The 21,517-nt window shown below is 65.4% G+C and carries 22 protein-coding genes; 17 read left to right on the top strand and 5 right to left on the bottom strand.

Annotated elements, in window-relative coordinates:
* Positions 1-30 precede the first annotated feature (30 nt).
* From tsf to rpmE, 11 genes are all read left to right on the top strand, one after another.
* The gene (tsf, locus tag SPYCW_RS11425) at positions 31-957 is read left to right on the top strand and encodes a translation elongation factor Ts (RefSeq protein WP_120216919.1); all 927 of its coding nucleotides are present in this window, start codon (positions 31-33) and stop codon (positions 955-957) included.
* Between the two features lie 230 nt (positions 958-1,187).
* Positions 1,188-1,919, top strand: coding sequence for a UMP kinase (gene pyrH / locus SPYCW_RS11420; protein WP_120216918.1), 732 nt, complete (start codon positions 1,188-1,190; stop codon positions 1,917-1,919).
* Between the two features lie 26 nt (positions 1,920-1,945).
* Positions 1,946-2,500, top strand: a complete 555-nt coding sequence (gene frr, locus SPYCW_RS11415) for a ribosome recycling factor (protein WP_120216917.1) — start codon at positions 1,946-1,948, stop codon at positions 2,498-2,500.
* A gap of 159 nt (positions 2,501-2,659) precedes the next feature.
* Positions 2,660-3,337, top strand: coding sequence for a polyprenyl diphosphate synthase (gene uppS, locus SPYCW_RS11410; protein ID WP_120216915.1), 678 nt, complete (start codon positions 2,660-2,662; stop codon positions 3,335-3,337).
* 185 nt (positions 3,338-3,522) lie between these two features.
* Positions 3,523-4,200, top strand: a complete 678-nt coding sequence (locus SPYCW_RS11405) for a phosphatidate cytidylyltransferase (RefSeq protein ID WP_120216913.1) — start codon at positions 3,523-3,525, stop codon at positions 4,198-4,200.
* A 1-nt stretch (position 4,201) separates the two neighbouring features.
* Complete coding sequence (locus SPYCW_RS11400) at positions 4,202-5,368, top strand: 1-deoxy-D-xylulose-5-phosphate reductoisomerase (RefSeq protein WP_120216911.1); 1,167 nt, start codon at positions 4,202-4,204, stop codon at positions 5,366-5,368.
* A complete protein-coding gene (gene rseP, locus SPYCW_RS11395) occupies positions 5,361-6,491 on the top strand; it encodes an RIP metalloprotease RseP (RefSeq protein WP_120218265.1) in 1,131 nt (376 codons plus the stop codon). Before SPYCW_RS11400 ends, rseP begins: the two co-directional genes overlap by 8 nt.
* A 73-nt stretch (positions 6,492-6,564) precedes the next feature.
* Complete coding sequence (bamA, locus tag SPYCW_RS11390) at positions 6,565-9,255, top strand: outer membrane protein assembly factor BamA (protein ID WP_120216909.1); 2,691 nt, start codon at positions 6,565-6,567, stop codon at positions 9,253-9,255.
* Complete coding sequence (locus tag SPYCW_RS11385; protein ID WP_120216908.1) at positions 9,255-9,947, top strand: OmpH family outer membrane protein; 693 nt, start codon at positions 9,255-9,257, stop codon at positions 9,945-9,947. The genes bamA and SPYCW_RS11385 overlap by 1 nt, the downstream gene beginning before the upstream one ends.
* A 4-nt stretch (positions 9,948-9,951) precedes the next feature.
* Complete coding sequence (gene fabZ, locus SPYCW_RS11380) at positions 9,952-10,431, top strand: 3-hydroxyacyl-ACP dehydratase FabZ (RefSeq protein ID WP_120216907.1); 480 nt, start codon at positions 9,952-9,954, stop codon at positions 10,429-10,431.
* 170 nt (positions 10,432-10,601) lie between these two features.
* The gene (rpmE, locus tag SPYCW_RS11375; RefSeq protein WP_120216905.1) at positions 10,602-10,829 is read left to right on the top strand and encodes a 50S ribosomal protein L31; all 228 of its coding nucleotides are present in this window, start codon (positions 10,602-10,604) and stop codon (positions 10,827-10,829) included.
* Positions 10,830-10,912: 83 nt separating this feature from the next.
* Here the strand turns inward: rpmE and SPYCW_RS11370 are convergent, their stop codons facing one another.
* Both SPYCW_RS11370 and SPYCW_RS11365 read right to left on the bottom strand, forming a co-directional pair.
* The gene (locus SPYCW_RS11370; RefSeq protein ID WP_120216903.1) at positions 10,913-12,385 is read right to left on the bottom strand and encodes a glycerol kinase; all 1,473 of its coding nucleotides are present in this window, start codon (positions 12,383-12,385) and stop codon (positions 10,913-10,915) included.
* Between the two features lie 66 nt (positions 12,386-12,451).
* Positions 12,452-13,318: an MBL fold metallo-hydrolase gene (locus SPYCW_RS11365; RefSeq protein ID WP_120216901.1), complete on the bottom strand. Its 867-nt coding sequence runs from the start codon at positions 13,316-13,318 to the stop codon at positions 12,452-12,454.
* 64 nt (positions 13,319-13,382) lie between these two features.
* Between SPYCW_RS11365 and SPYCW_RS11360 the strand changes: the two genes are divergently transcribed.
* From SPYCW_RS11360 to SPYCW_RS11335, 6 genes are all read left to right on the top strand, one after another.
* Positions 13,383-13,712, top strand: a complete 330-nt coding sequence (locus SPYCW_RS11360) for an ArsR/SmtB family transcription factor (protein ID WP_120216899.1) — start codon at positions 13,383-13,385, stop codon at positions 13,710-13,712.
* The gene (locus SPYCW_RS11355; protein WP_120216898.1) at positions 13,712-14,245 is read left to right on the top strand and encodes a rhodanese family protein; all 534 of its coding nucleotides are present in this window, start codon (positions 13,712-13,714) and stop codon (positions 14,243-14,245) included. Before SPYCW_RS11360 ends, SPYCW_RS11355 begins: the two co-directional genes overlap by 1 nt.
* Positions 14,246-14,290: 45 nt before the next feature.
* Positions 14,291-15,070 (top strand): sulfite exporter TauE/SafE family protein, encoded by a 780-nt coding sequence (locus SPYCW_RS11350; protein WP_232014681.1) that lies wholly within the window; start codon positions 14,291-14,293, stop codon positions 15,068-15,070.
* Positions 15,071-15,304: 234 nt separating this feature from the next.
* Positions 15,305-16,684, top strand: coding sequence for a DEAD/DEAH box helicase (locus SPYCW_RS11345; RefSeq protein ID WP_120216897.1), 1,380 nt, complete (start codon positions 15,305-15,307; stop codon positions 16,682-16,684).
* A 119-nt stretch (positions 16,685-16,803) separates the two neighbouring features.
* Positions 16,804-18,468 (top strand): MFS transporter, encoded by a 1,665-nt coding sequence (locus SPYCW_RS11340; RefSeq protein WP_120216896.1) that lies wholly within the window; start codon positions 16,804-16,806, stop codon positions 18,466-18,468.
* Between the two features lie 59 nt (positions 18,469-18,527).
* A complete protein-coding gene (locus SPYCW_RS11335; RefSeq protein WP_232014680.1) occupies positions 18,528-19,568 on the top strand; it encodes an alpha/beta fold hydrolase in 1,041 nt (346 codons plus the stop codon).
* On the opposite strand, the gene SPYCW_RS11330 is transcribed toward SPYCW_RS11335, so the two are convergent.
* The 3 genes from SPYCW_RS11330 to SPYCW_RS11320 form a co-directional block, all read right to left on the bottom strand.
* Entirely contained in the window at positions 19,519-20,274 is a 756-nt protein-coding gene (locus tag SPYCW_RS11330) for an alpha/beta fold hydrolase (RefSeq protein ID WP_120216894.1), read from the bottom strand. The genes SPYCW_RS11335 and SPYCW_RS11330 overlap by 50 nt on opposite strands.
* Positions 20,275-20,322: 48 nt before the next feature.
* Positions 20,323-20,562, bottom strand: a complete 240-nt coding sequence (locus SPYCW_RS11325) for a hypothetical protein (RefSeq protein WP_120216892.1) — start codon at positions 20,560-20,562, stop codon at positions 20,323-20,325.
* 282 nt (positions 20,563-20,844) lie between these two features.
* Positions 20,845-21,516, bottom strand: coding sequence for a spermidine synthase (locus tag SPYCW_RS11320; protein WP_120216890.1), 672 nt, complete (start codon positions 21,514-21,516; stop codon positions 20,845-20,847).
* Position 21,517 lies beyond the last annotated feature (1 nt).

Here is a 21,517-nt window from a genome sequence, read left to right as displayed (position 1 = left end):
CGGGCCCGCCCTTTTGGAAAGGAATATCCCATGGCTGAAATTACGGCCGCTCTCGTCAAGGAACTGCGCGACCGCACCGGCGCCGGCATGATGGACTGCAAAAAGGCGCTTGCCGAAAATGGCGGCGACATTGAAGCGTCGATCGACTGGCTGCGCACCAAGGGTCTCGCCGCCGCCGCCAAGAAGGCTGGCCGCGTCGCCGCCGAAGGTCTCGTCGGCGTTGCCACCGATGGCACGCGCGGTGCGATGGTCGAAGTGAACAGCGAAACCGACTTCGTCGCCAAGAACGAACAATTCCAGGGCTTCGTCCGCGACGTCACCAATGTCGCGCTCGCCGGCAGCATCACCGACATCGAAGCGCTGGGCGCCGCCGCTTATCCGACCGGCGGCACCGTCGCCGAGGCGCTGACCCAGAATATCGCCACGATCGGTGAGAACCAGTCGCTGCGCCGCACCGCGATCGTGTCGGTCGGCTCGGGCGTCGTGACCGGCTATGTCCACAATGCGGCTGCGCCCGGCATGGGCAAGATCGGCGTGCTCGTCGCGCTCGAATCGACCGCGGGCGCCGATGTGCTCGAACCGCTGGGCAAGCAGCTCGCGATGCACGTCGCCGCCGCGAACCCGCTGGCGCTGAACGGCGACGATCTCGACGCCGACCTCGTCGCGCGCGAACGCGCGATCGCCGAGGAAAAGGCCGCCCAGTCGGGCAAGCCCGCCGACATCGTCGCCAAGATGGTCGACGGCGCGATCGCCAAGTTCCGCAAGGAAAATGCGCTGCTGTCGCAGCTCTTCGTGATGGACGGCAAGACCCCGGTTGCCGAAGTCGTTGCCGCTGCCGGCAAGGACGTTGGCGCGACGATCACGCTCAAGGGCTTCACCCGCTTCCAGCTCGGCGAAGGCATCGAGAAGGAAGAAAGCGATTTCGCGGCGGAAGTCGCGGCGGTCGCCGGCGTTTGATCCGAAATCGGGACTGCCGCCCTTTTTCTCGTCACCCTGAACTTGTTTCAGGGTCCATGGCCGGTCCTCCCGGTCTCCGCAGGTTCGGTAGGCAAGGCCGGGCCATGGATGCTGAACCAAGTTCAGCATGACGATGTGAAAGCAAATGGCAGTCCGCTTGGCAATGGCGCGCGCCTTCACTAGGGTGCGCGCCATTCGCGTATCTAATTCCCAAAGAGGTTCCCCCCGACATGGCTCTACCCGGCATGAAACGCGTTTTGCTCAAACTGTCGGGCGAGGCGTTGATGGGTTCGACCCCGTTCGGCATCGACCCCGAAACCGTCGCGAGCATGGCCACCGAGGTCAAGGAAGCCAAGGATCGCGGGCTCGAAATCTGCCTCGTCATCGGCGGCGGCAACATCTTCCGCGGCATGGCGGGCGCTGCCAAGGGCATGGACCGGGCTCAGGCCGATTATATGGGCATGCTTGCGACCGTGATGAACGCGCTGGCGATGCAGAATGCGCTCGAACAGCTGGGCGTCCAGACGCGCGTCCAGTCGGCGATCGAGATGGACAAGGTATGCGAGCCGGTGATCCGCCGCCGCGCCGAACGCCATCTGGAGAAGGGGCGCGTCGTGATCTTTGCTGCGGGGGTGGGCGCCCCCTATTTCACCACCGACAGCGGCGCCGCGCTGCGGGCCGCCGAGATGAAGTGCGATGCACTGCTCAAGGGTACCAGTGTCGATGGCGTCTATAATGCCGACCCCAAAAAGGATAAGTCCGCGGTCCGTTACGACACGCTGAGCTACGACCGGGTGCTCGCCGACAATCTGAAGGTGATGGACGCGAGCGCGGTGGCGCTGTGCCGCGACAATCAGATCCCGATCGTCGTATTCAACATTCGCGAAGCCGGCAATCTGGCGCGCGTGCTGGCGGGCGAGGGGGTTTCGACCGTCGTCACCGATGCCGCCGCGACCGCCTGAGCCAAAGCAAAAGAGAGGACAAGACGATGGCGAAATATGACAAGGCCGACCTCGAACGCCGCATGCACGGTGCGGTCGAATCGCTAAAAAGCGACCTTTCGGGCCTGCGCACCGGGCGCGCGCACACCGCGCTGCTCGATCCGGTGACGGTCGAGGTTTACGGCAGCCACATGCCGCTCAACCAGGTCGCCTCGGTCAGCGCGCCCGAACCGCGCATGCTGTCGGTGCAGGTGTGGGACAAATCGAACGTCGGCCCGGTCGACAAGGCGATCCGCTCGGCCGGGCTCGGGCTCAACCCGATCGTCGACGGCCAGATGCTGCGCCTGCCGATCCCCGAAATGACGCAGGAGCGCCGCAAGGAGCTGTCGAAGCTCGCCGGCCAATATGCCGAAAAGGCGCGCGTCGCGGTCCGCAACGTCCGCCGCGACGGCATGGACAATCTGAAGGCCGACGAGAACAAGAAGGAAATCAGCGAGGACGAGCGCAAGCGCCACGAGACCGAGGTGCAAAAGCTGACCGACGCGACGATCGCCGAAATCGATGCCGCCGCGGCTGCCAAGGAAAAGGAAATTCTGGGCTAAGCCGATGCGCGACGGTGCCGCCATCGCGATCTTCCCCGGAACGGGGAGGGGGACCATGCGAAGCATGGTGGAGGGGCACCCTCTATCATACGCCGCGCGTGGCTTCGCGTGCCCCTCCACCACCTTCGGTGGTCCCCCTCCCCGTTCCGGGGAGGATCTATGAGTCACGGCGCTCGCCATGTCGCCATCATCATGGATGGCAATGGCCGCTGGGCGAAAAAACGCCTGCTGCCCCGCGTCGCTGGCCACAAGGCGGGGGTCGAGACGGTGCGGACGATCGTGCGCGCCGCGGGCGACCTCGGGATCGAGGCGATGACGCTCTACGCCTTCAGCTCCGAAAACTGGAAACGGCCCGAGGAAGAGGTCAACGACCTGATGGGGCTGATGAAGCGCTTCATCCTCAGCGACCTCGACGAATTTGCTGCGAACGACGTCCGGCTCAAAGTGATCGGCAACTGGCGCGCGCTCGCGCCCGACGTCGTCGCGCTCATCGACAATGCGCTCGAACGCACCTCGGGCAACAAGCGCACGACGCTGGCGGTCGCGCTCAACTATGGCGCGCAGGATGAACTGGTGCGTGCGGCGACCGCCGCCGCGGCCGAGGGGCCGATCACCGAGGAAACGCTCGCCGCACACCTCGACACCGCCGACATGCCGCCGCTCGACCTCTTGATCCGCACCTCGGGCGAAGTGCGGCTGTCGAACTTCCTGCTCTGGCAATCGGCCTATGCCGAGCTCTATTTCACCGACAAGCTGTGGCCCGATTTCACGCCCGCCGACCTGAAGGCGGCGCTCGACCATTTCGCGCGGCGCGACCGTCGTTATGGGGGTTTGTGAGGTGATGGACCATGCTTCGAACCAAGCACCGTTCCCCCGCGAAGGCGGGGGCCCATCACCTGCCCTCTGTCTATTTCGCCGCCGCTGGCCGAATTTCGAGGGGATCGGTGATGGACCCCCGCCTTCGCGGGGGAACGGGTTGATTTATTTGGATTTGGTTGGTCAAGGCGGGGAAGTGTGAAGTCATGACAACCGCGACAAAATCGGACCTGTGGACCCGGATCGGGTCGGCGATCATCCTGTTCGCGATCGCGGGCACCGCGCTGTGGTTCGGCGGGCTGGCGTTCGGCTTGCTCCTGCTCGTCGGCGGCGCGCTCGTGCTGGTCGAATGGTTTCAGCTCGTCAAGCGCATGACGCTTGGCGGCGGTGCAAAGGCCGCGCTGAACGCGCTCGGCCCGATCCTCGTGCTCGGCGCGATGGCGGGGCTGTCGTTCATCCGCGACCAGCTCGGCATGACCGCGGCGCTGTGGGTATTCGGCATGGTGTGGGCGACCGACATCGGCGCTTATTTCGCTGGCCGCGCCTTCGGCGGCGCACGCCTCGCGCCCAAGATCAGCCCGTCGAAGACCTGGTCGGGGCTGATCGGCGGCATGGTCGCGGCGCTGATCGCCAGCGCCACCATCGGCGACCGCGCGGGCATCATCGGCGTGCCGCTGTGGATCGGCCTGTTCGTGGGGCTGCTCGCGCAAATCGGCGACCTCGCGCAAAGCTGGATGAAGCGCCGCGCGGGCGTCAAGGATTCGGGCAAGCTCATCCCCGGCCACGGCGGATTGTTCGACCGCGTCGACGGCGTGCTGCCCGTGGCGCTGCTGCTCGGCGCGCTGGCGTATCTCGGGCAACTCAGCGTCGGGACGGCGGGCTGACATGACGCAGCGCCGCCTTTCGCTGTTCGGTGCCACCGGGTCGGTCGGGCAATCGACCCTCGACCTGGTGCGGCGCGACGGCGCGGCGTGGCGGGTCACCGTGCTCACCGCGAACAGCGACGTCGCCGAACTGGCACGGCTCGCCCGGGAATTTCGCCCCGATGTCGCGGTGATCGCCGATGCGGCGCGCTTTGGCGAGCTTCGCGATGCGCTGGCCGACACCGACATCGACGTTGCGGCCGGAGCCGATGCCTTGGTCGAGGCCGCGCAGCGCCCGACCGATCTGGTCATGGCGGCGATCGTCGGCACCGCAGGGCTCGCCCCGACGATGGCAGCGCTGGCCGGCGGGTACGATGTTGCGCTCGCCAACAAGGAAGCACTGGTATCGGCGGGCGAATTGATGACCGCCGTTGCGCGGACCTCCGGCGCCACCATCCTGCCGGTCGACAGCGAGCATAATGCGATCTTCCAATGTCTCGCTGGCGGCAAGATCGAACAGGTGCGTCGCATCATCCTGACCGCGAGCGGTGGCCCGTTCCGCACGATGAGCGCCGATGAAATGGCGGCCGTCACCCCGGCGCAGGCGGTCGCGCACCCCAACTGGTCGATGGGGGCCAAGATCAGCGTCGATTCGGCGACGATGATGAACAAGGGGCTCGAACTGATCGAGGCGCATCATCTGTTCCCCGTCGGCCTCGACCGCATCGAAATCCTCGTCCACCCGCAATCGGTGATCCACAGCCTGGTCGAATATGTCGACTGCTCGACGCTCGCGCAGCTCGGCTCGCCCGACATGCGCATCCCGATCGCCAGCGCGCTCGCCTGGCCGCAACGGATGGCGACGCCGTGCGCGCCGCTCGACCTCGCGGCGATCGCGCGCCTCGATTTCGAAGCACCCGACGAGGTGCGTTTCCCCGCGACCGCGCTCTGCCGCGCTGCGATCGCCGCGGGCGGCGCGCGCCCGGCGCAGCTCAACGCCGCGAACGAGGTGGCGGTGGCCGCCTTCCTTGCGGGTCGCATCGCTTTTCCGGCAATCGTCGATACGGTGCGCCGCGTGATCGACGCCGATGCGCCCGCCGCGCCGTCATCGCTTCAAGATATATTCAGCGTCGATGCCGCATCGCGTGCGGCTGCCCAACGCTTTGTGAACCAATATGAACATGCTTGACGTTCCGCTTTGGCTTTATCCGATCGCATTTCTGGCGGTGCTCGGCCCGCTCGTGTTCGTGCACGAATATGGCCATTACATCGTCGGACGCTGGTGCGGGGTGAAGGCTGATACCTTCTCGATCGGCTTCGGGCGTAAGATCGTCAGCTGGACCGACAAGCGCGGCACCGAATGGAAGATCGGTTGGCTGCCGCTCGGCGGCTACGTCCAGTTCGCCGGCGACCGCGATGCCGTCAGCCAGCCGGACGCCGAGTGGCAGCATCTGCCCGCCGAACAGAAATCGCACACTTTTCCCGCGCAGCCGGTGTGGAAACGCGCGCTGATCGTCGCGGCGGGGCCCGTGACCAATTTCCTCTTCGCCATATTGATCCTTGCGGGCTTTGCCTGGGTGGGCGGAACGCTAGTGACGCCGCCCATTGCGGGCGGGATCGAGGCGGGGTCGGCGGCGGACGCCGCTGGCCTGCGTCCGGGCGACCGGATCGTCGCGATCGATGGGCGCAGCATCGACGTATTCAGCGATATTCCGATGGCGGTCGCGCACCGTCCGGGCGAAACGATGCAGGTCCGCGTCGCCAGCGGTGGCAGCGAACGGACGATCGCGCTGACCCCGCGGCTGGTCAAAGACAAGGATCCGTTCGGCAAGGAATATGAACGGGCGATCATCGGGCTGGCGCCGCCGCCGGTTCAGATCCAGTCGGTCAGCTTGCTCGAGGCGCCTGCCGTCGGCCTGCGCCAGACCTGGCAGATCGTCCGCCAGACCGGCGAGGTGCTCGGCCAGTTCCTGACCGGGCGCCGGTCGATCAAGGACATGAACGGCCCCGTGAAGATTGCCGAAGTGTCGGGCCAGGCGGCCACGCTGGGGCTGGCGTCGCTGATATTCTTCATCGCGCTGATTTCCATCAATCTGGGGTTCATCAACCTCTTGCCATTGCCCATGCTTGATGGAGGCCATTTGCTTTTCTACGCCTATGAAGCTGTGCGGCGCCGCCCGGCGCCTGCGCAGGCACAGGAATGGGCGTTTCGATTCGGCTTTGCGGCGATCGTCACGCTGATGCTGGTCGTGACTTTCAACGATTTGGGCTCATTGGGCCTGTGGGACGGGATCGCGCGCTTGATTGGCTAGCGAGTCTGGGGCAGGGAGTTGCGCGCGAACCCGCGGTCAGGCGGGCTTGGCGCTTTTGAGTTATTTTTTCGGGATGAACAGCGTGGCTTCACACAAATTCTCGGCGCGGACACAGCTGTCGGCCCTCCTTTTGGCAGGAACGATGCTCGGAGCGCCGGTGATGGCGCAGGAGGTCGCGCCGCCGACCGTCCCAGCGCCCGTTCCCGAAGCGGCGCCCGCCGCGACCACGGTCCAGTCGATCACCATCGTCGGCAACCAGCGGCTCGAGGCGCAGACGATCCTGTCGTACCTTCGCCTGCGCGTCGGTCAGCGTTATGACCGGTCGATCCTCGACCAGGCCTTGAAGGACCTTGCCGCGACCGAGCTGTTCAAGGATTTCCAGATCACCGACAACAATGGTGCGCTGACGATCGAGGTCACCGAAAACCCGGTGATCAACCGCGTCATCCTGGAAGGCAACAAGCGCCTGAAGGAAGACAAGATCCGCCCCGAGATCAAGCTCGCGCCGCGCCAGATCTTCACCCGCTCAAAGGTCCGCGCCGACGTCGCGCGCATCATCGAACTCTACAAGCGGCAGGGCCGCTTCGCCGCGACCGTCGAGCCCAAGATGGTGTCGCTCGACCAGAACCGCGTCGACGTCGTGTTCGAAATCAACGAGGGGCCGAAGTCGAAGGTTCGCCAGATCAGCATCATCGGCAACGAAAAGTTCAGCGACGGTGACCTGAAGGACGAGATGGCGACCAAGGAATCGGGGCTGCTGACGATCCTGTCGTCGAACACCAGCTACGACCCCGATCGCCTGGCCTATGACCAGCAGAAGCTGCGTCTGTTCTACCTGCAGAACGGCTATGCCGATTTCCGCGTCATTTCGGCGGTCGCCGAGCTGACCAGCAACAAGCAGGACTTCATCATCACCTATGTGGTCGAGGAAGGCGAACGCTACAAATTCGGCGACGTCGATGTGAAGAGCGAATTGCGCGATTTCCAGCCCGAGATGCTGAAGACGCTGCTGCCGATGAAAACGGGCGACTGGTATGATGCCAAGCTGGTCGAGGACACGGTCGAAAGCCTGAGCGAAACCGCCGGTCTGTTCGGCTATGCCTTTGCCGACATCAATCCCGAATTCCGCCGCGACGCCGAAACGCGGACGATGCAGATCACCTTCAACGTGGCCGAAAGCCCGCGTACCTATGTGGAGCGCATCGACGTCAACGGCAACACGCTGACCCACGACAAGGTCGTGCGCCGCGAATTCCGTCTGAACGAAGGCGACGCCTTCAACAGCTTCGGCATCAAGCGCACCGAAAACCGCATCAACAGTCTGGGTTATTTCCAGGAAAATCTCGAGATCGAGCGCAAGGAGGGCAGCGCCCCCGACCGCATCATCCTGGAAACCAATGTCGAGGAAAAGCCGACCGGCGAATTGTCGCTGTCCGCGGGTTTCTCGTCGATCGAGAATTTCCTGCTCCAGGCGTCGATCCGCCAGCGCAACTTCCGCGGCCTCGGCCAGCAGTTGCAGGCTTCGGTCAACTATTCGAGCTATTCGAAGTCGGTGGAGCTCGGCTTTACCGAACCCTATCTGTTCGACCGCAATATCTCGGTCGGCGGCAGCATCTATCGCCGCGATTTGAACTCGTTCAACTTCATCAACAATGATCGCCAGACGACGTTCCAGCAGGTGACCACCGGGTTCCAGCTCAACGCCGGCGTGCCGCTCACCGAATTCATGTCCTTCTTCGGACGTTACAGCCTGAATTATGACGATGTGACGCTCGACCGCGGCATCTATTTCTTCGGCAACCAGTGCGACCCGCTCGTCGCCGGGCGCTATCTGTGCGACGCGATCGGCAAGCGCACGACCTCGCTGATCGGTTACACGCTCGCCTATGACGACCGCGACAATCGCATCCGTCCGACGCGCGGCCAGTCGCTGTCCTTGAGCCAGGATTTCGCGGGCCTTGGCGGCAGCGTCAAATATGTCCGCACCCGCGCCAATGCGTCGAAGCACTTCAACCTGGGTAGCCGTTTCGTCCTCAACGTGTCGGCCGAGGGCGGCTATATCTATCCCTTCGGCAGCGCCCCGACCCCGGGCAGCGACAAGGTGCGCCTGACCGACCGCTTCTTCCTCGGCGAACCGCAGATGCGCGGTTTCGACATTCGCGGCGTCGGCCCCCGCGTGATCCGCTATTCGGTCGACAATACCGACCCCGCCAATCCGATCGTGATCACCGAGGGCGACCGCGACCGGGGTCAGATCGACGACGCGCTCGGCGGCCGCGCTTATTATCAGGGCCGCCTGGAACTCGACATCCCGCTCGGCACCGGGGCCAAGGAACTGGGGCTGCGGCCGTCGATCTTCCTCGACGTCGGTTCGGTGTTCAGCGTGAAACGACCGACGCTGACCACGCTCGCCAATTTCCGCGAAACCAACCCCGCCGCGCCGGGCTTTGGCCTGATCAAGTCGCTGTGCCGCAACGCGACGACGGGAACCAGCCAGTTCGCCGATGAAACGACGACGACGCCGCCGGGCGGCGTGCCGACGGGCACCGGCCAATATACCAGCTGTCCGACCGGCTTCTCGCGCCTCGATCCGTTCGAGGAACGCTTCTTTGGCGACAGCTGGATGCCGCGCGTTGCGATCGGCGCCGGGGTCAACTGGAACTCCCCCTTCGGTCCCTTCCGGATCGACTTCGCTTACGCCCTTCGCAAAGAAGAGGGCGATGATACCAAACGCTTCTCATTCAACGTAGGAACCCAATTCTAATGAAGAAAATTCTTGTCGCCTCGGCGCTGGCCATTGCCACGCTGTCGGTTTCGCCGATCGTTTCCGCACCTGCCATCGCGCAGGCAAAGGGCGTCGGCGTCGCCGACGTTCGCGTCGCCGCTGCGCGCTCGAACGCCTTTACCGTCGCCTCGCAGCAGATCGAAACCACCTACAAGGCCCAGATCGATCAGCAGCAGTCGCGCGGCCAGACCCTGCAGGCCGAGATCAACGTCCTGATCGCCAAATATAATGAAGAGGCGAAAAAGACCCCGCAGAACCAGGCCGCGCTGCAAGCCGCCGGCAAGGCCGTTCAGGACAAGCGCCAGGCGGCGCAGGCCGAACTCGGTCAGATCGGCGCGCCGATCGAACTCGCGATCGCCTATGTCGAAGACCAGATCAGCATTCGCATGAACGAAGCGATCCGCGCCGCAATGGTCGCGAAAAAGATCGACCTGCTGCTCAACCCCGATGCGGTGCTGGCGCGCGAAAACAATGTCGACATCACCGACGCCGTCGTGACCGAACTCAACCGCATCCTGCCGACCGTCTCGACCGCGGTTCCTGCCGGTTACCAGCCGGGCCAGCTGGTCCAGCAGCGCAACCAGCAGCTGATGGACGCCGCTCGCGCCGCGCAGCCGGGCGCCACGCCCGCCGCACCGGCGCCGACCGGCACCGCGCCGACGACGCGTTAATATCGTGTCCGACGGGGATAAAGCAGCAGGGGCGATCGGGGCGGCGGACGTCCGCCGGATCCTGACGCTGCTGCCGCATCGTTATCCGATGCTGCTCGTCGACCGGGTGGTTTCGATCGTGCCCGACACGTCGATCCACGCGGTCAAGGCGGTGACGATGAACGAGCCCTTTTTCCAGGGCCATTTCCCCGGTCGGCCGATCATGCCCGGCGTCTTGATCGTCGAGGCGCTGGCGCAGGCCGCCGGTGTCCTCGCTATCGAATCGATGGGGCTCGCCGGGACCGGCAAGCTCGTCTATTTCATGGCGATCGACGGGGCGAAGTTCCGGAAGCCGGTCGAACCCGGCTGTCTGCTCGACCTGCACGCCACGATCATCCAGGCCAAGCGCAGCGTCTGCCGTTTCGAGGGCAAGGCGATGCTCGACGGCGTCCTGGCGGCCGAGTGCCAGTTCACCGCGATGATCGCCGACCCGCCGAGCGACTAAGAAAACTCTCTCACCTCAGCCCGTCATCCCGGCCTTCGCCGGGATGACGAGAGGGAAGGCGAAGCGCACTTGCGGAATTGGGATTTCGCCACTAAAGGCCGCACCTTCGCGTTTCCGGACGCACAGACTCACGCTGCTGGTCGGTAACCAGCGGCACAGGAGCTTAAGACATGAAAAAAGACATTCACCCCGACTATCACATGATCACGGTCAAGATGACCGATGGCACCGAATATCAGACGCGCTCGACCTGGGGCAAAGAGGGCGACACCATGACGCTCGAAATCGATCCCACCGCGCATCCGGCCTGGACCGGCGGCACCGGACGCCTGCTCGATGCGGGTGGCCAGGTTGCGAAGTTCAACAAGCGTTTCGGCGGTCTGTCGCTCAAGCGTTGATGGCCGTCGCCCCCGCGAAGGCGGGGGCCGCTATCGACATAGCGCAAGGCCGACTGCGGCCCCCGCCTTCGCGGGGACGGCAATCAGCCCAAAATCTTTGCAAGCGCGCTTTGCCACCCGGCAAGGCGCGTTTTGCGTTTTTCGGCAGCCAGCGCAGGGGTGAAGCGCGTCGTCGTACCGCGCATCGCTTTCGCCGCGCTCGCCAGATCGGTAAAAAGCCCCGCGCCCGTCGCCGCGAGCATCGCGGCGCCCAAAGCCGTGCTTTCGACAAAATCGGGGCGTTCGACGGTCAGGTCCAGCATATCGGCTAGGTCCTGCGCCATCCAGTCGTTCGCCGCCATTCCGCCGTCGATGCGCAGGTCCGCCCAGTCGACCCCATCGGCGGCAAAGGCCGATTTCAGGTCGTTCGCCTGATACGCCTGCGCCTCCAATGCAGCGCGCGCGACATGCACCTTGGTGCTGGCAAAGCTGAGGCCCGAGATCGCCGCGAGCGCATCGGGCCGCCAATGCGGCGCACCAAGCCCGGTGAGGGCAGGGACCAGATAGACCCCGCCATTGTCCGCGACCGATCGCGCCAGTCCCTCGCTCTCACCCGCGCTGGCGAGCAGCCCCAGCCCGTCGCGCAGCCATTTGATCAGACTGCCCGCGACGAACACCGATCCCTCCAATGCATAGGAGCGTACGACGCCTTCCTGCACCAGCACCGTCGCGAGCAGGCGATTGGCCGATTGCGGGCGCACGGTACCGCTCGCCGACAGGATGAAGGCGCCGGTGCCAAAGGTCGCCTTGGTCTGCCCCGGCGCAAGGCACGCCTGGCCGATCGTCGCAGCCTGCTGGTCGCCCGCCATGCCGCAGATCGGGATCGCGCCGCCGAACAGCTCGGGATCGGTCGCGCCGACGCTGGTCGTGCAGCCGGTGATTTCGGGCAGTAGCGACAACGGGACACCAAGCAGATCGCAAAGCCCCGCATCCCAACCGCCCGCGCCATTGATGTTCATGAGCAAGGTGCGCGACGCATTGCTCGCATCGCTCACGTGCACCCCGCCGGTCAGGCGATAGACGAGATAGGATTCGATCGTCCCGACCGCGAGCCGGTCGCCCGCGTCGTGCAGCTGCGGCCAATGCTTCAGCGCCCAGCCGATCTTGCTCCCCGAAAAATAGGGATCGAGCAGCAGGCCGGTCGTCTCCTGCACCGCAGCCTCGTGCCCCGCATTCTTCAGCGCCGCGCAATCGTCGGCGGTGCGGCGGTCCTGCCACACGATCGCGGGCGCCAGCGGCTCGCCAGTGGCGCGGTCCCAGAACACCACCGTTTCGCGCTGATTGGTAATCCCGATCGCGGCGACCCGGTCGGCACCCCCGGCCTTCTTGATCATCGCGCGGGTACAGGTGAGCGTCGCCTCCCAGATTTCGGCGGCATCATGTTCGACCAGCCCGGGGCCGGGATAATGCTGCCGAAACTCGCGCTGCGCGCTGCCCAGCGGGGTGCCGTCGGCGGTGAAAAGCATCGTTCGGGTCGAGGTCGTCCCCTCGTCGATTACGATGATCTTGTCCGCCATGATGCTCTCCCGCTTTGGCCGCAACCTTGCCGCAGCGCCGCAGGCGACTCAAGAGCGAGGCGCGGGTCAGATCGTGTCGAGCGGGATGCGCAGATAGCGTCGCCCGTCGGGGTCGGGCGGCGGCAGTTCCCCGGCGCGGATGTTGACCTGCAACGCCGGCAGGACCAGCTGCGGCGCGGCCAGTCCCTTGTCGCGCGCGCTGCGCATCGCGACGAAATCGGCCTCGCTGACCCCGTCATGGACATGGATGTTCGCCGCGCGCTGCTTGGCGACGGTCGATTCCCATTCGGGTTCGCTGCGGTCCCCGGTCGGATAGTCGTGGCAGGTGAAAATGCGTGTTTCGGCGGGCAGCGCGAAAATCTTGCGGATCGACCGATAGAGCGTCGCCGCGTCGCCCCCCGGAAAATCGGCGCGCGCCGTACCATAGTCGGGCTGGAACAGCGTATCGCCAACGAAGGCCGCGTCGCCGATCCTATAGGTCACGCACGCGGGCGTATGCCCCGGCGTGTGCATCACCCCGATCGTCAGCTCGCCGAGCGACAAGCTGTCGCCTTCGTCTACCAGCCGCGAAAAGGCGCTGCCGTCGGGAACGACGTCGCTGGCGGCGAACAGCGGCGCGAAGATGCGCTGTACGTCGCCGATATGGCGGCCGATGACGATCGGGGCGCCGGTGCGTTCGTGAATGTGATGCGCCGCGGTCAGATGGTCGGCATGGGCGTGCGTTTCGAGTATCCACGCCAGGTGCAGCCCGCGCGCGTCGATCTCGGCCAGCAGGCGGTCGGCGGCGGCGGTCGAGGTGCGCCCGTCGCGCTGGCTGAAACCCAGCACCGGGTCGATGATCGCAGCAGTGCCGCTCTGCGGATCGGCGACGATATAGCTGATCGTATTCGTGTCCTGATCGAAATAGCCGGTGACGTCGGGGGCGGGGGTCATGGCGAGTCTCCTTTGCCAATATATTAGTGCTTGCTAAATTAGAATCAACTAATATATTGGCACCATGTTCGACCTGACCCGTTTTGACCTCAGCCTCTTCGAAGCCAGCGCTGGCCGCGCCGCGACGTTGCTGCGTCTGCTCGCCAACGAAAAAAGGCTGATGATCCTTTGCCAGCTGGCCGATGGCGAATTGGCCGTCGGCGATATCCAGTCGCGCGTCGGCCTGTCGCAATCGGCGCTGTCGCAGCACCTCGCGCTGCTTCGCGCCGAGGGCATCGTCGCAACGCGCCGAGAAGGGCAGGCGATTTTTTACCGGCTCGACGATCCCGCCGCGATGCGGGTGATCGAGACGCTCGCCGAACTTTTCTGCCCCCCTGAAATGAGGACGTCCTGATGCCCACAACACTCACCAGCCTCGCTCCGGCGGAGGTTCGTGCCCGTATGACCGGACGCGGCGCGGTCCTGGTCGATATTCGCGAAGCTGACGAATTTGCGCGGTCGCACATTGCGGGCGCGGTGTCGCAGCCGCTCTCCGGTTGGGAGCAGGCGCATCTCGCGATCGACCCCGCCGCCGAAGTCATCTTCACCTGCCGCTCGGGAATGCGGACGGCGGGGGCGTGCGACCGGCTCGCCGCGCGCGTGACCGGCGAGGCGTTCGTGCTCGAGGGCGGGCTCGACAGCTGGCAGCGCGCAGGCTTTCCGGTGGCGACCGATCGCTCGGCGCCGCTCGAAATCATGCGGCAGGTCCAGATTGCTGCTGGTATGCTGATCCTGATCGGTGCGTTGCTCGGCACCTTGGTCGCCCCCGTCTGGTTCGGCCTGTCGGCTTTTGTCGGCGCCGGCCTGTTGTTCGCCGGGCTCAGCGGCTTTTGCGGCATGGCGCGGCTACTGATGCTGGCGCCGTGGAACCGACAACGGGCGGCCTGACATGCGCGCCCCCCGGATCTTGCTCGCCGCGTTGGACCGTCGTCAGTGGCGGCTGCGCCCGCAAAGCTGATGGAGGCGCTGCTGCTTGCGCTGCTCGGCGGATTGCTCGTCGGGTTGCTGCTGACGCTGTTCGGCGGCGGCGGGTCGGTGCTGGCGACGCCGTGGCTGATCTATGTCGTCGGGGTTGCCGACACCCATGCCGCGATCGCGACGTCGGCGGCGGCCGTCGCCGTCAACGCCGCGACGGGGTTGTTGGCGCAAGCAAAGGCAGGCCGCGTGAAATGGCCCTGCGCGTCGGTGTTCGCCGTTGCCGGGCTGCTCGGATCGGTGCTGGGCGCGCGGCTCGCGATGACGATCGACGGCGATCAGCTGATCCGCGCCTTTGGCGCCGCGATGATCGCGATCGCCCTGTCCATGCTCATCCCCCGCAAGAACGAAGGCAATCCGGGGGTGCGCCTGACGCCGGTCATGGTGTGGAAACTGGCGCCCGTGGGCCTTGCCGCGGGCCTCGCGGCGGGATTTTTCGGGATCGGCGGCGGCTTTCTGATCGCGCCGGGGCTGATGGCGGCGACGGGCATGACGCTGGCCAACGCGTCGGCTTCATCGCTGGTGTCGGTGACCTTGTTCGGCAGCGCGACCAGCGCGACCTATGCCGTGCATGGTCAGCTCATATGGTCGCTGTTCGCCGCGCTCGTCGCCGGCGGCGCGCTTGGCACCCTCGCCGCGATGCCGATCCTGCGCCGTGTCGAAACGCACGCGCGCATCCTTCGCCTTGCGTTCGCGCTGCTGGTGATCGCCGTCGATCTATTTATCATTTTTGGCTAGCATCTTGCCAATCGGGCTTTTTCATGCCATATATTGTGCAGCGCAGCATGGCGGACCTATCCGCCGCAACCACCGGCAGCGTGATTTCCCGCCCAGTTTCAGGCGCGGGCGAGCCGGACCAGCGCTTTGTCCCCAGAGGCACCCTTTCACGCGGGTCGTTTCGAACCCGCGGCCCGTGCGCCGTCCGTTCGATGCGAACGGATGCGCCTGCGCGTCGCCCTATGTGAGTATTTTATGACGACTTTTAATGACTTTGGCCTGCACGCCGACATCAATCGCGCGCTTGCCGCCAAGGATTATTCCGTCCCGACCCCGATCCAGACGCAGGCGATCCCGCCGTTGATGAAGGGCCGCGACCTGTGCGGTATCGCGCAGACCGGTACCGGCAAGACCGCGGGCTTTTCCTTGCCCTCGATCCATCACCTGATCACCTATCCGCACAAGACCAACCCGCGCAGCTGCCGGATGCTCGTGCTGGCGCCGACGCGCGAACTAGCGGCGCAGATCGCCCAGAGCTGCCGCGACTATGGCCGTTTTACCAAGCTGCGCGTCACCACGGTGTTCGGCGGCGTGCCGATCAACAAGCAGATCCGCGAGCTGTCGCAAGGGGTCGAAATCCTCGTCGCTACGCCGGGCCGCCTGCTCGACCTGATCGACCAGCGCGCGCTGCGTCTCGACGATGTGGAAATTTTCGTTTTGGACGAAGCCGACCAGATGATGGACATGGGCTTCATCCATTCGCTGCGCCGCATCGCCAAGCTGCTGCCCTCGCGCCGCCAGAACCTGTTTTTCTCGGCGACGATGCCGAAGGAAATCGCGCATCTCGCCGAGCAGTTCCTTGAGGATCCGGTGACGGTTTCGGTGACGCCTGCCGCGACCACCGTCGAAAAGATCAGCCAATATGCGACCTTCGTCGAACAGAAGGAAAAGCAAGCGTTGCTCCATGCGGTGATCGCGAGCGAAGATATCGACCGCGCACTGATCTTTACCCGCACCAAGCACGGCGCCGACCGCGTCGTGCGCCATCTGGCGGGCGCGGGGATCAAGGCGATGGCGATCCATGGCAACAAGAGCCAGTCCCAGCGCACCCACGCGCTGCAGGCGTTCCGTTCGGGCGACATCAAGCTGCTCGTCGCGACCGACATTGCCGCGCGCGGTATCGACGTGTCGGGCGTGTCGCACGTCATCAACTTCGAAATCCCGAACGTCCCCGAACAATATGTCCACCGCATCGGCCGCACCGCACGCGCCGGGGCAGAGGGCAAGGCGATCAGCTTCATTGCGCCCGACGAGCGGCCCTATATGCGCGACATCGAGCGCGTTACCCGGTCGAAGTCCGAACCGATGCCGCTGCCCGAGAACTTCAACGAACTGGTGCGCAACCTGCCCAAGCCCGTCGCGCCGCCGCGCGACACCGGCAGCCAGGGGCGTGATCCCAATCGCCAGCGTCAGGAGGCCAATCGCGGCCGCGGCGGTGCCAAGCCGCAGGGCGAACGCGGCCCGCGCCGCGATGGTGCAGCGGGCGAAGGCGCCGAAGGTCAGCGCAAGCGCCGCTTCCGCCCGCGCAACAAAAGCGTCGGCGCACATAAGGGCGCAGTGAAGCGCGTCGGCTGACGCACCGAACAATATTCTCTTTCCGTTCGTGCTGAGCTTGTCGAAGCACCGTTCTTTCCTTTAGCGTGGCTGAAAGAAGAACGGCCCTTCGACAGGCTCAGGGCGAACGGGGGAAGAGAATGACCGAGCAAGTCGCTACGCCCATCGACAGCCGCCAAAGCGAACGCAAGGTCATCCTCGCCTCGTCGCTCGGCACCGTGTTCGAATGGTATGATTTCTACCTCTACGGCCTGCTGGCGACGGTCATTTCGGCGCAATTCTTCTCGGGCGTCAACGAAACCACCGGCTTCATCTTCGCGCTCGGCGCCTTTGCCGCGGGCTTTGCCGTAAGACCCTTTGGGGCGATCGTATTCGGGCGCATCGGCGACCTCGTCGGGCGCAAGAACACCTTTCTCGTCACCATGGGCCTGATGGGCGTGTCGACCTTCCTCGTCGGCGTGCTGCCCAGCTACGCGTCGATCGGCGTCGCCGCGCCGATCCTTCTCGTGCTGCTCCGCCTCGTTCAGGGGCTTGCGCTTGGCGGCGAATATGGCGGCGCCGCGACCTATGTCGCCGAACATGCGCCCGGGGGCAAACGCGGCCTGTTCACCAGCTTCATCCAGACCACCGCAACGCTTGGCCTGTTCGCGGCGCTCGGCGTCGTCATCGTCATCCGCTCGGTAATGGGCGAAGCGGCGTTTGCCGACTGGGGCTGGCGAATACCTTTCCTGATCTCGGTGATCCTGCTCGGCGTGTCGTTGTGGATCCGCCTCCAGCTCGAGGAAAGCCCGGTCTTCAGGCAGATGAAGGAGGAAGGGACGACGTCAAAGGCGCCGCTGACCGAAGCGTTCGGGCGCTGGGCGAACCTCAAATGGGTGCTCGTCGCGCTGTTCGGGGCGGTCGCGGGGCAGGCGGTCGTCTGGTACTCGGGCCAATTCTACGCGCTCTTCTTCCTCGAAAAGACGCTGAAGGTCGACGGCGCGACCGCGAACATCCTGATCGCCATCGCGCTCGCGCTCGGCACCCCCTTCTTCATCTTCTTCGGCTGGCTCAGCGACAAGGTTGGGCGCAAGCCGATCATCCTCGCGGGCTGCGCGCTCGCGGCGCTCACTTACTTTCCCGCGTTTCAGATGCTGACCAGCGCCGCCAACCCGGCGATGGCGAAGGCGCAGCAGAATGCCGCGGTGATCATGGCCGCCGACCCCGGCGCCTGCTCGTTCCAATTCGACCCGATTGGGCGCAACAAGTTCGAGGGCAGCGGCTGCGACATCATCAAGTCGACGCTGGCCAAGGCGGGTGCGACCTATACGGCGTTCACGCGCGAGCGCATGACGGGCGATCCCGCGCGCGTCCGCATCGGCTCGCGCGTCCTCGCCGCGCCCGATCCCTGGCGCCTTGCCGAAGAGGATCGCGCGGGAGCGATCGCGGCCTTCCGCTCGGACCTCGAACGGGCGCTGACTGACGCGGGTTACCCTGCCAAGGCCGATCCGGCGGCGATCAACAAGCCGCTCGTTGTTGCCATCCTCTTCTACCTCGTGCTGCTCGTGACGATGGTTTACGGCCCGATCGCGGCGCTGCTGGTCGAGCTCTTCCCCAGCCGCATTCGCTACACCGCCATGTCGCTGCCCTATCATATCGGCAATGGCTGGTTCGGCGGCTTCCTGCCGACTACGGCGTTCGCGATGGTCGCCGCGACGGGCAACATCTATTACGGCCTGTGGTATCCGGTCGTCGTTGCCGCGCTGACCGTCGTCATCGGGCTGTTGTTCCTGCCCGAAACCTTTCGCCGTCCGATCCACGAATAGCGCGCATTGACGCGGCGCGTCGGCGCGCTAGGTTCGCCCCGCCTTGAGGGGGGCGTGACATGATGATCGACGACGACGAATTTGACCCGCCGCCGCCGCGGCGCCCGTTGTTCCGGCGCAAGCGGGTGCTCATCCCGCTTGGCCTGCTCGTCGCGATTCTCGCGCTCTTCTTCGCGCTGCGCACCTCCGATACCGATCGCGATGCGATGATCGCCAAATATGGCGGGCCGAACGCGAACTTTGCCGCGGGGCCCGCCGGCCAGCGCATCCATTACCGCGACCAGGGCAAACGTGATGCCCCCGCGATCATCCTGCTTCACGGCTCGAACAGTAGCCTGCATACGTGGGAACCGCTGGTGCAGCGGCTGGGCGGGGGCTATCGCATTGTGACGCTCGACCTGCCGGGGCATGGGCTGACCGGCGGGACGCCTGACAAGGACTATGGCGCCGACGGCATGGCGGCGGCGGTCGATGTCGTCGCGGCCAAGCTGGGACTCGATCACTTCATTCTTGGCGGCAATTCGATGGGCGGCTGGGTGTCGTGGCGTTATGCGCTGGCGCAACCGGAACGAGTCGATGCGTTGCTCCTGCTCGACGCCGCGGGGATGCCGCTCCGCAAGGGCGAAAAGGCGCCCGAATCCAATATCGGCTTTCGCATCCTTAAATATCCTGCCGGACGCTGGCTCGCGACGCAGATCACGCCGCGCACGCTGGTCGAACAGTCGCTGCGCGGTTCGGTCGCGAAGCAGGCGATCGTCGATGAAGCGATGATCGACCGCTATTGGGAACTGCTGCGCTTTCCGGGCAATCGCGAGGCGACGGTGCTGCGCGCGAGGCTGGACCGCGAGCCCGCGATGGCGGCGCAGGTCGGGCAGATCAAGGCGCCGACATTGATTCTGTTCGGTGACAAGGACCGCTTGATCAACCCCAGCGCCGCGCAGACCTTTCACGAACGGATCGCGGGGTCGGAGGTCGTGCTGCTCAAGGATATCGGTCATTTGCCGATGGATGAAGACCCCGATGCGACCGCTGCGGCGATCGCCGACTTCCTTAAGCGGCGGCTTGCCGCGCCGCCGCCGGCTGCTCCAGAAACGCGCTGATCCGCGCCGCGATGGCGGCGGCGTGGGTAAAGGGGAACAGGTGCGATCCCGGCACCACCTCCAGCACAGCGCCGTCGATCAGGCTGGCGAGCATCTGACCGTAACAGGCGGGCATCACGCCGTCGCGTTCGCCGGTCAGGACCAGCGTCGGCACCTTCTTTAGCCCCGGCAGAAACGCCGCGCTGCTCCACCCCGCCATGGCGGCGGTCTGATACGCGATGCCGAGCGGCGTCGCGGTCTGGATCTTCAGCCCGCTCGCCAGCATGTCGTCGTCGAACAGTGCGGTCCAGCCGATACCCGGGGCGCCCATCACCGGCGTCGTCGCCATCAGCACCAGGCGGCGAACGCGCCCCGGGAACTGGATCGCGATCTGCTGCGCCAGCGCGCCGCCCCAGCTGAACCCGGCGATATCGAGCATTTTGTGACCCAGCCGCTCGGCGATCTCCATCACCACCGCGGCGATCGTCGAGGCGCCATAGGGCAGCAGCGCGTCGGGCGAGCCGCCGACGCCGGGCATGTCGAGCGTCCACACCTCGCGCCCGTGCATCTGCGCCAGCAGCGGCGCAGCGGCGGCGATGTCCGCGCCGATACCGTTCAGGAACAACAGCGGCGTGCCGCCGACATCGGCCCGCCAGCGCGCCACGCGCAGCGTCAGGCCATAGACATGTTCGGTGCTGATGGCCGGGCGGCCGCTGATCCTGCTCATGGCACCGGGCTTGGCATATCGCGATGACATCCGAAAGGCCGCAGGCGCTTATTCCGCCTGTTTTGCCTTCGCCGCCGCCTGTTCATAGCGCAGGCAGTCGAAAATCTTTGCGCCCGCCAGGAACACCGCGCCGCTGCACGCGACCAGCAACAATTGGCCGCCGATGCCGGGATATTCATGGAGATAGGCGCTGCCGCGCGCCATGGCGCCCACCGCCAGCGCATAGATGATCAGGCACGCTTCAAAGCGGGTCTTGATGACGAACAGGCGTCCGATTTTTTTCAACATCGCAGTTTACCCAGCAAGAGCCATGCCACTGGCGCAAAAGCGGGATTTGTCGCCGCGGGCTTATGGTAAACTGTAAGTTAATCCGACAGCAGAGGGAAGAGCCGACGTGGCGACGAGCGTCGACTATGGGGTGGAGGTGGGCGTATCTAAACCGTCGCCCCCGCGCAGGCGGGGGCCGCTACCGGCCTTTTCCTTCGTCGCTGCGTAAACCGACAGCGGCCCCCGCCTGCGCGGGGGCGACGTCTTACTTCAGTCGTTCGCCGCCGACCGCGTGGCACGCACCTAACCCGCCCGCGCAAACCAGATCATATGGCGCGGACCTTTGCCGTTGCTGCGCGCACGCACACTGACCTCTTCGACCGCAAAGCCCGCGGCGCTCAAACGGCGGGTAAAGCGCGGATCGGGCGCGGCCGACCATATCGCCAATATGCCCCCGGGGCGCAGCGCCGCCCTGGCCATCGCCAACCCGGTCGACGAGTAGATCTGGTCGTTGGCGGCCCGCGTCAGGGCGTCGGGGCCATTGTCAACGTCGAGCAGGATCGCATCGTAACGGCGCGTCGCCGACCCGATCACGGTCGCGACGTCATGCAGGACAAGCTCGACCCGCGGATCGTCGAGGCAGCCGGCGGCAAGGTCGGCCATCGGTCCGCGCGCCCAATCGATGATTCCGGGAACCAGTTCGGCGACGGTGATCCTTGCGTCCGGCCCCAGCGTCGCCAGCGCGGCGCGCAGCGTAAAGCCCATGCCATAGCCGCCGATGAGCAGGTGTGCGCCATCGGTGCTGCGTAGCCGGTCGCAGGTCATCGTCGCCAGCGCTTCTTCCGAACCGCTCATCCGGCTGCTCATGAGCTCATTGCCCTCGACCGCGATGATGAAATCATCGCCGCGCCGAAACAGCCGCAGTTCGTCGCCGCCCGGGACAAGCGCCGTGCCGATCAGTTCGCGCATTTTCACA

The organism is Sphingopyxis sp. EG6 (assembly GCF_003609815.1).
GTDB lineage: Bacteria > Pseudomonadota > Alphaproteobacteria > Sphingomonadales > Sphingomonadaceae > Sphingopyxis.
This window is presented reverse-complemented; position numbering and strand designations above follow the sequence as displayed.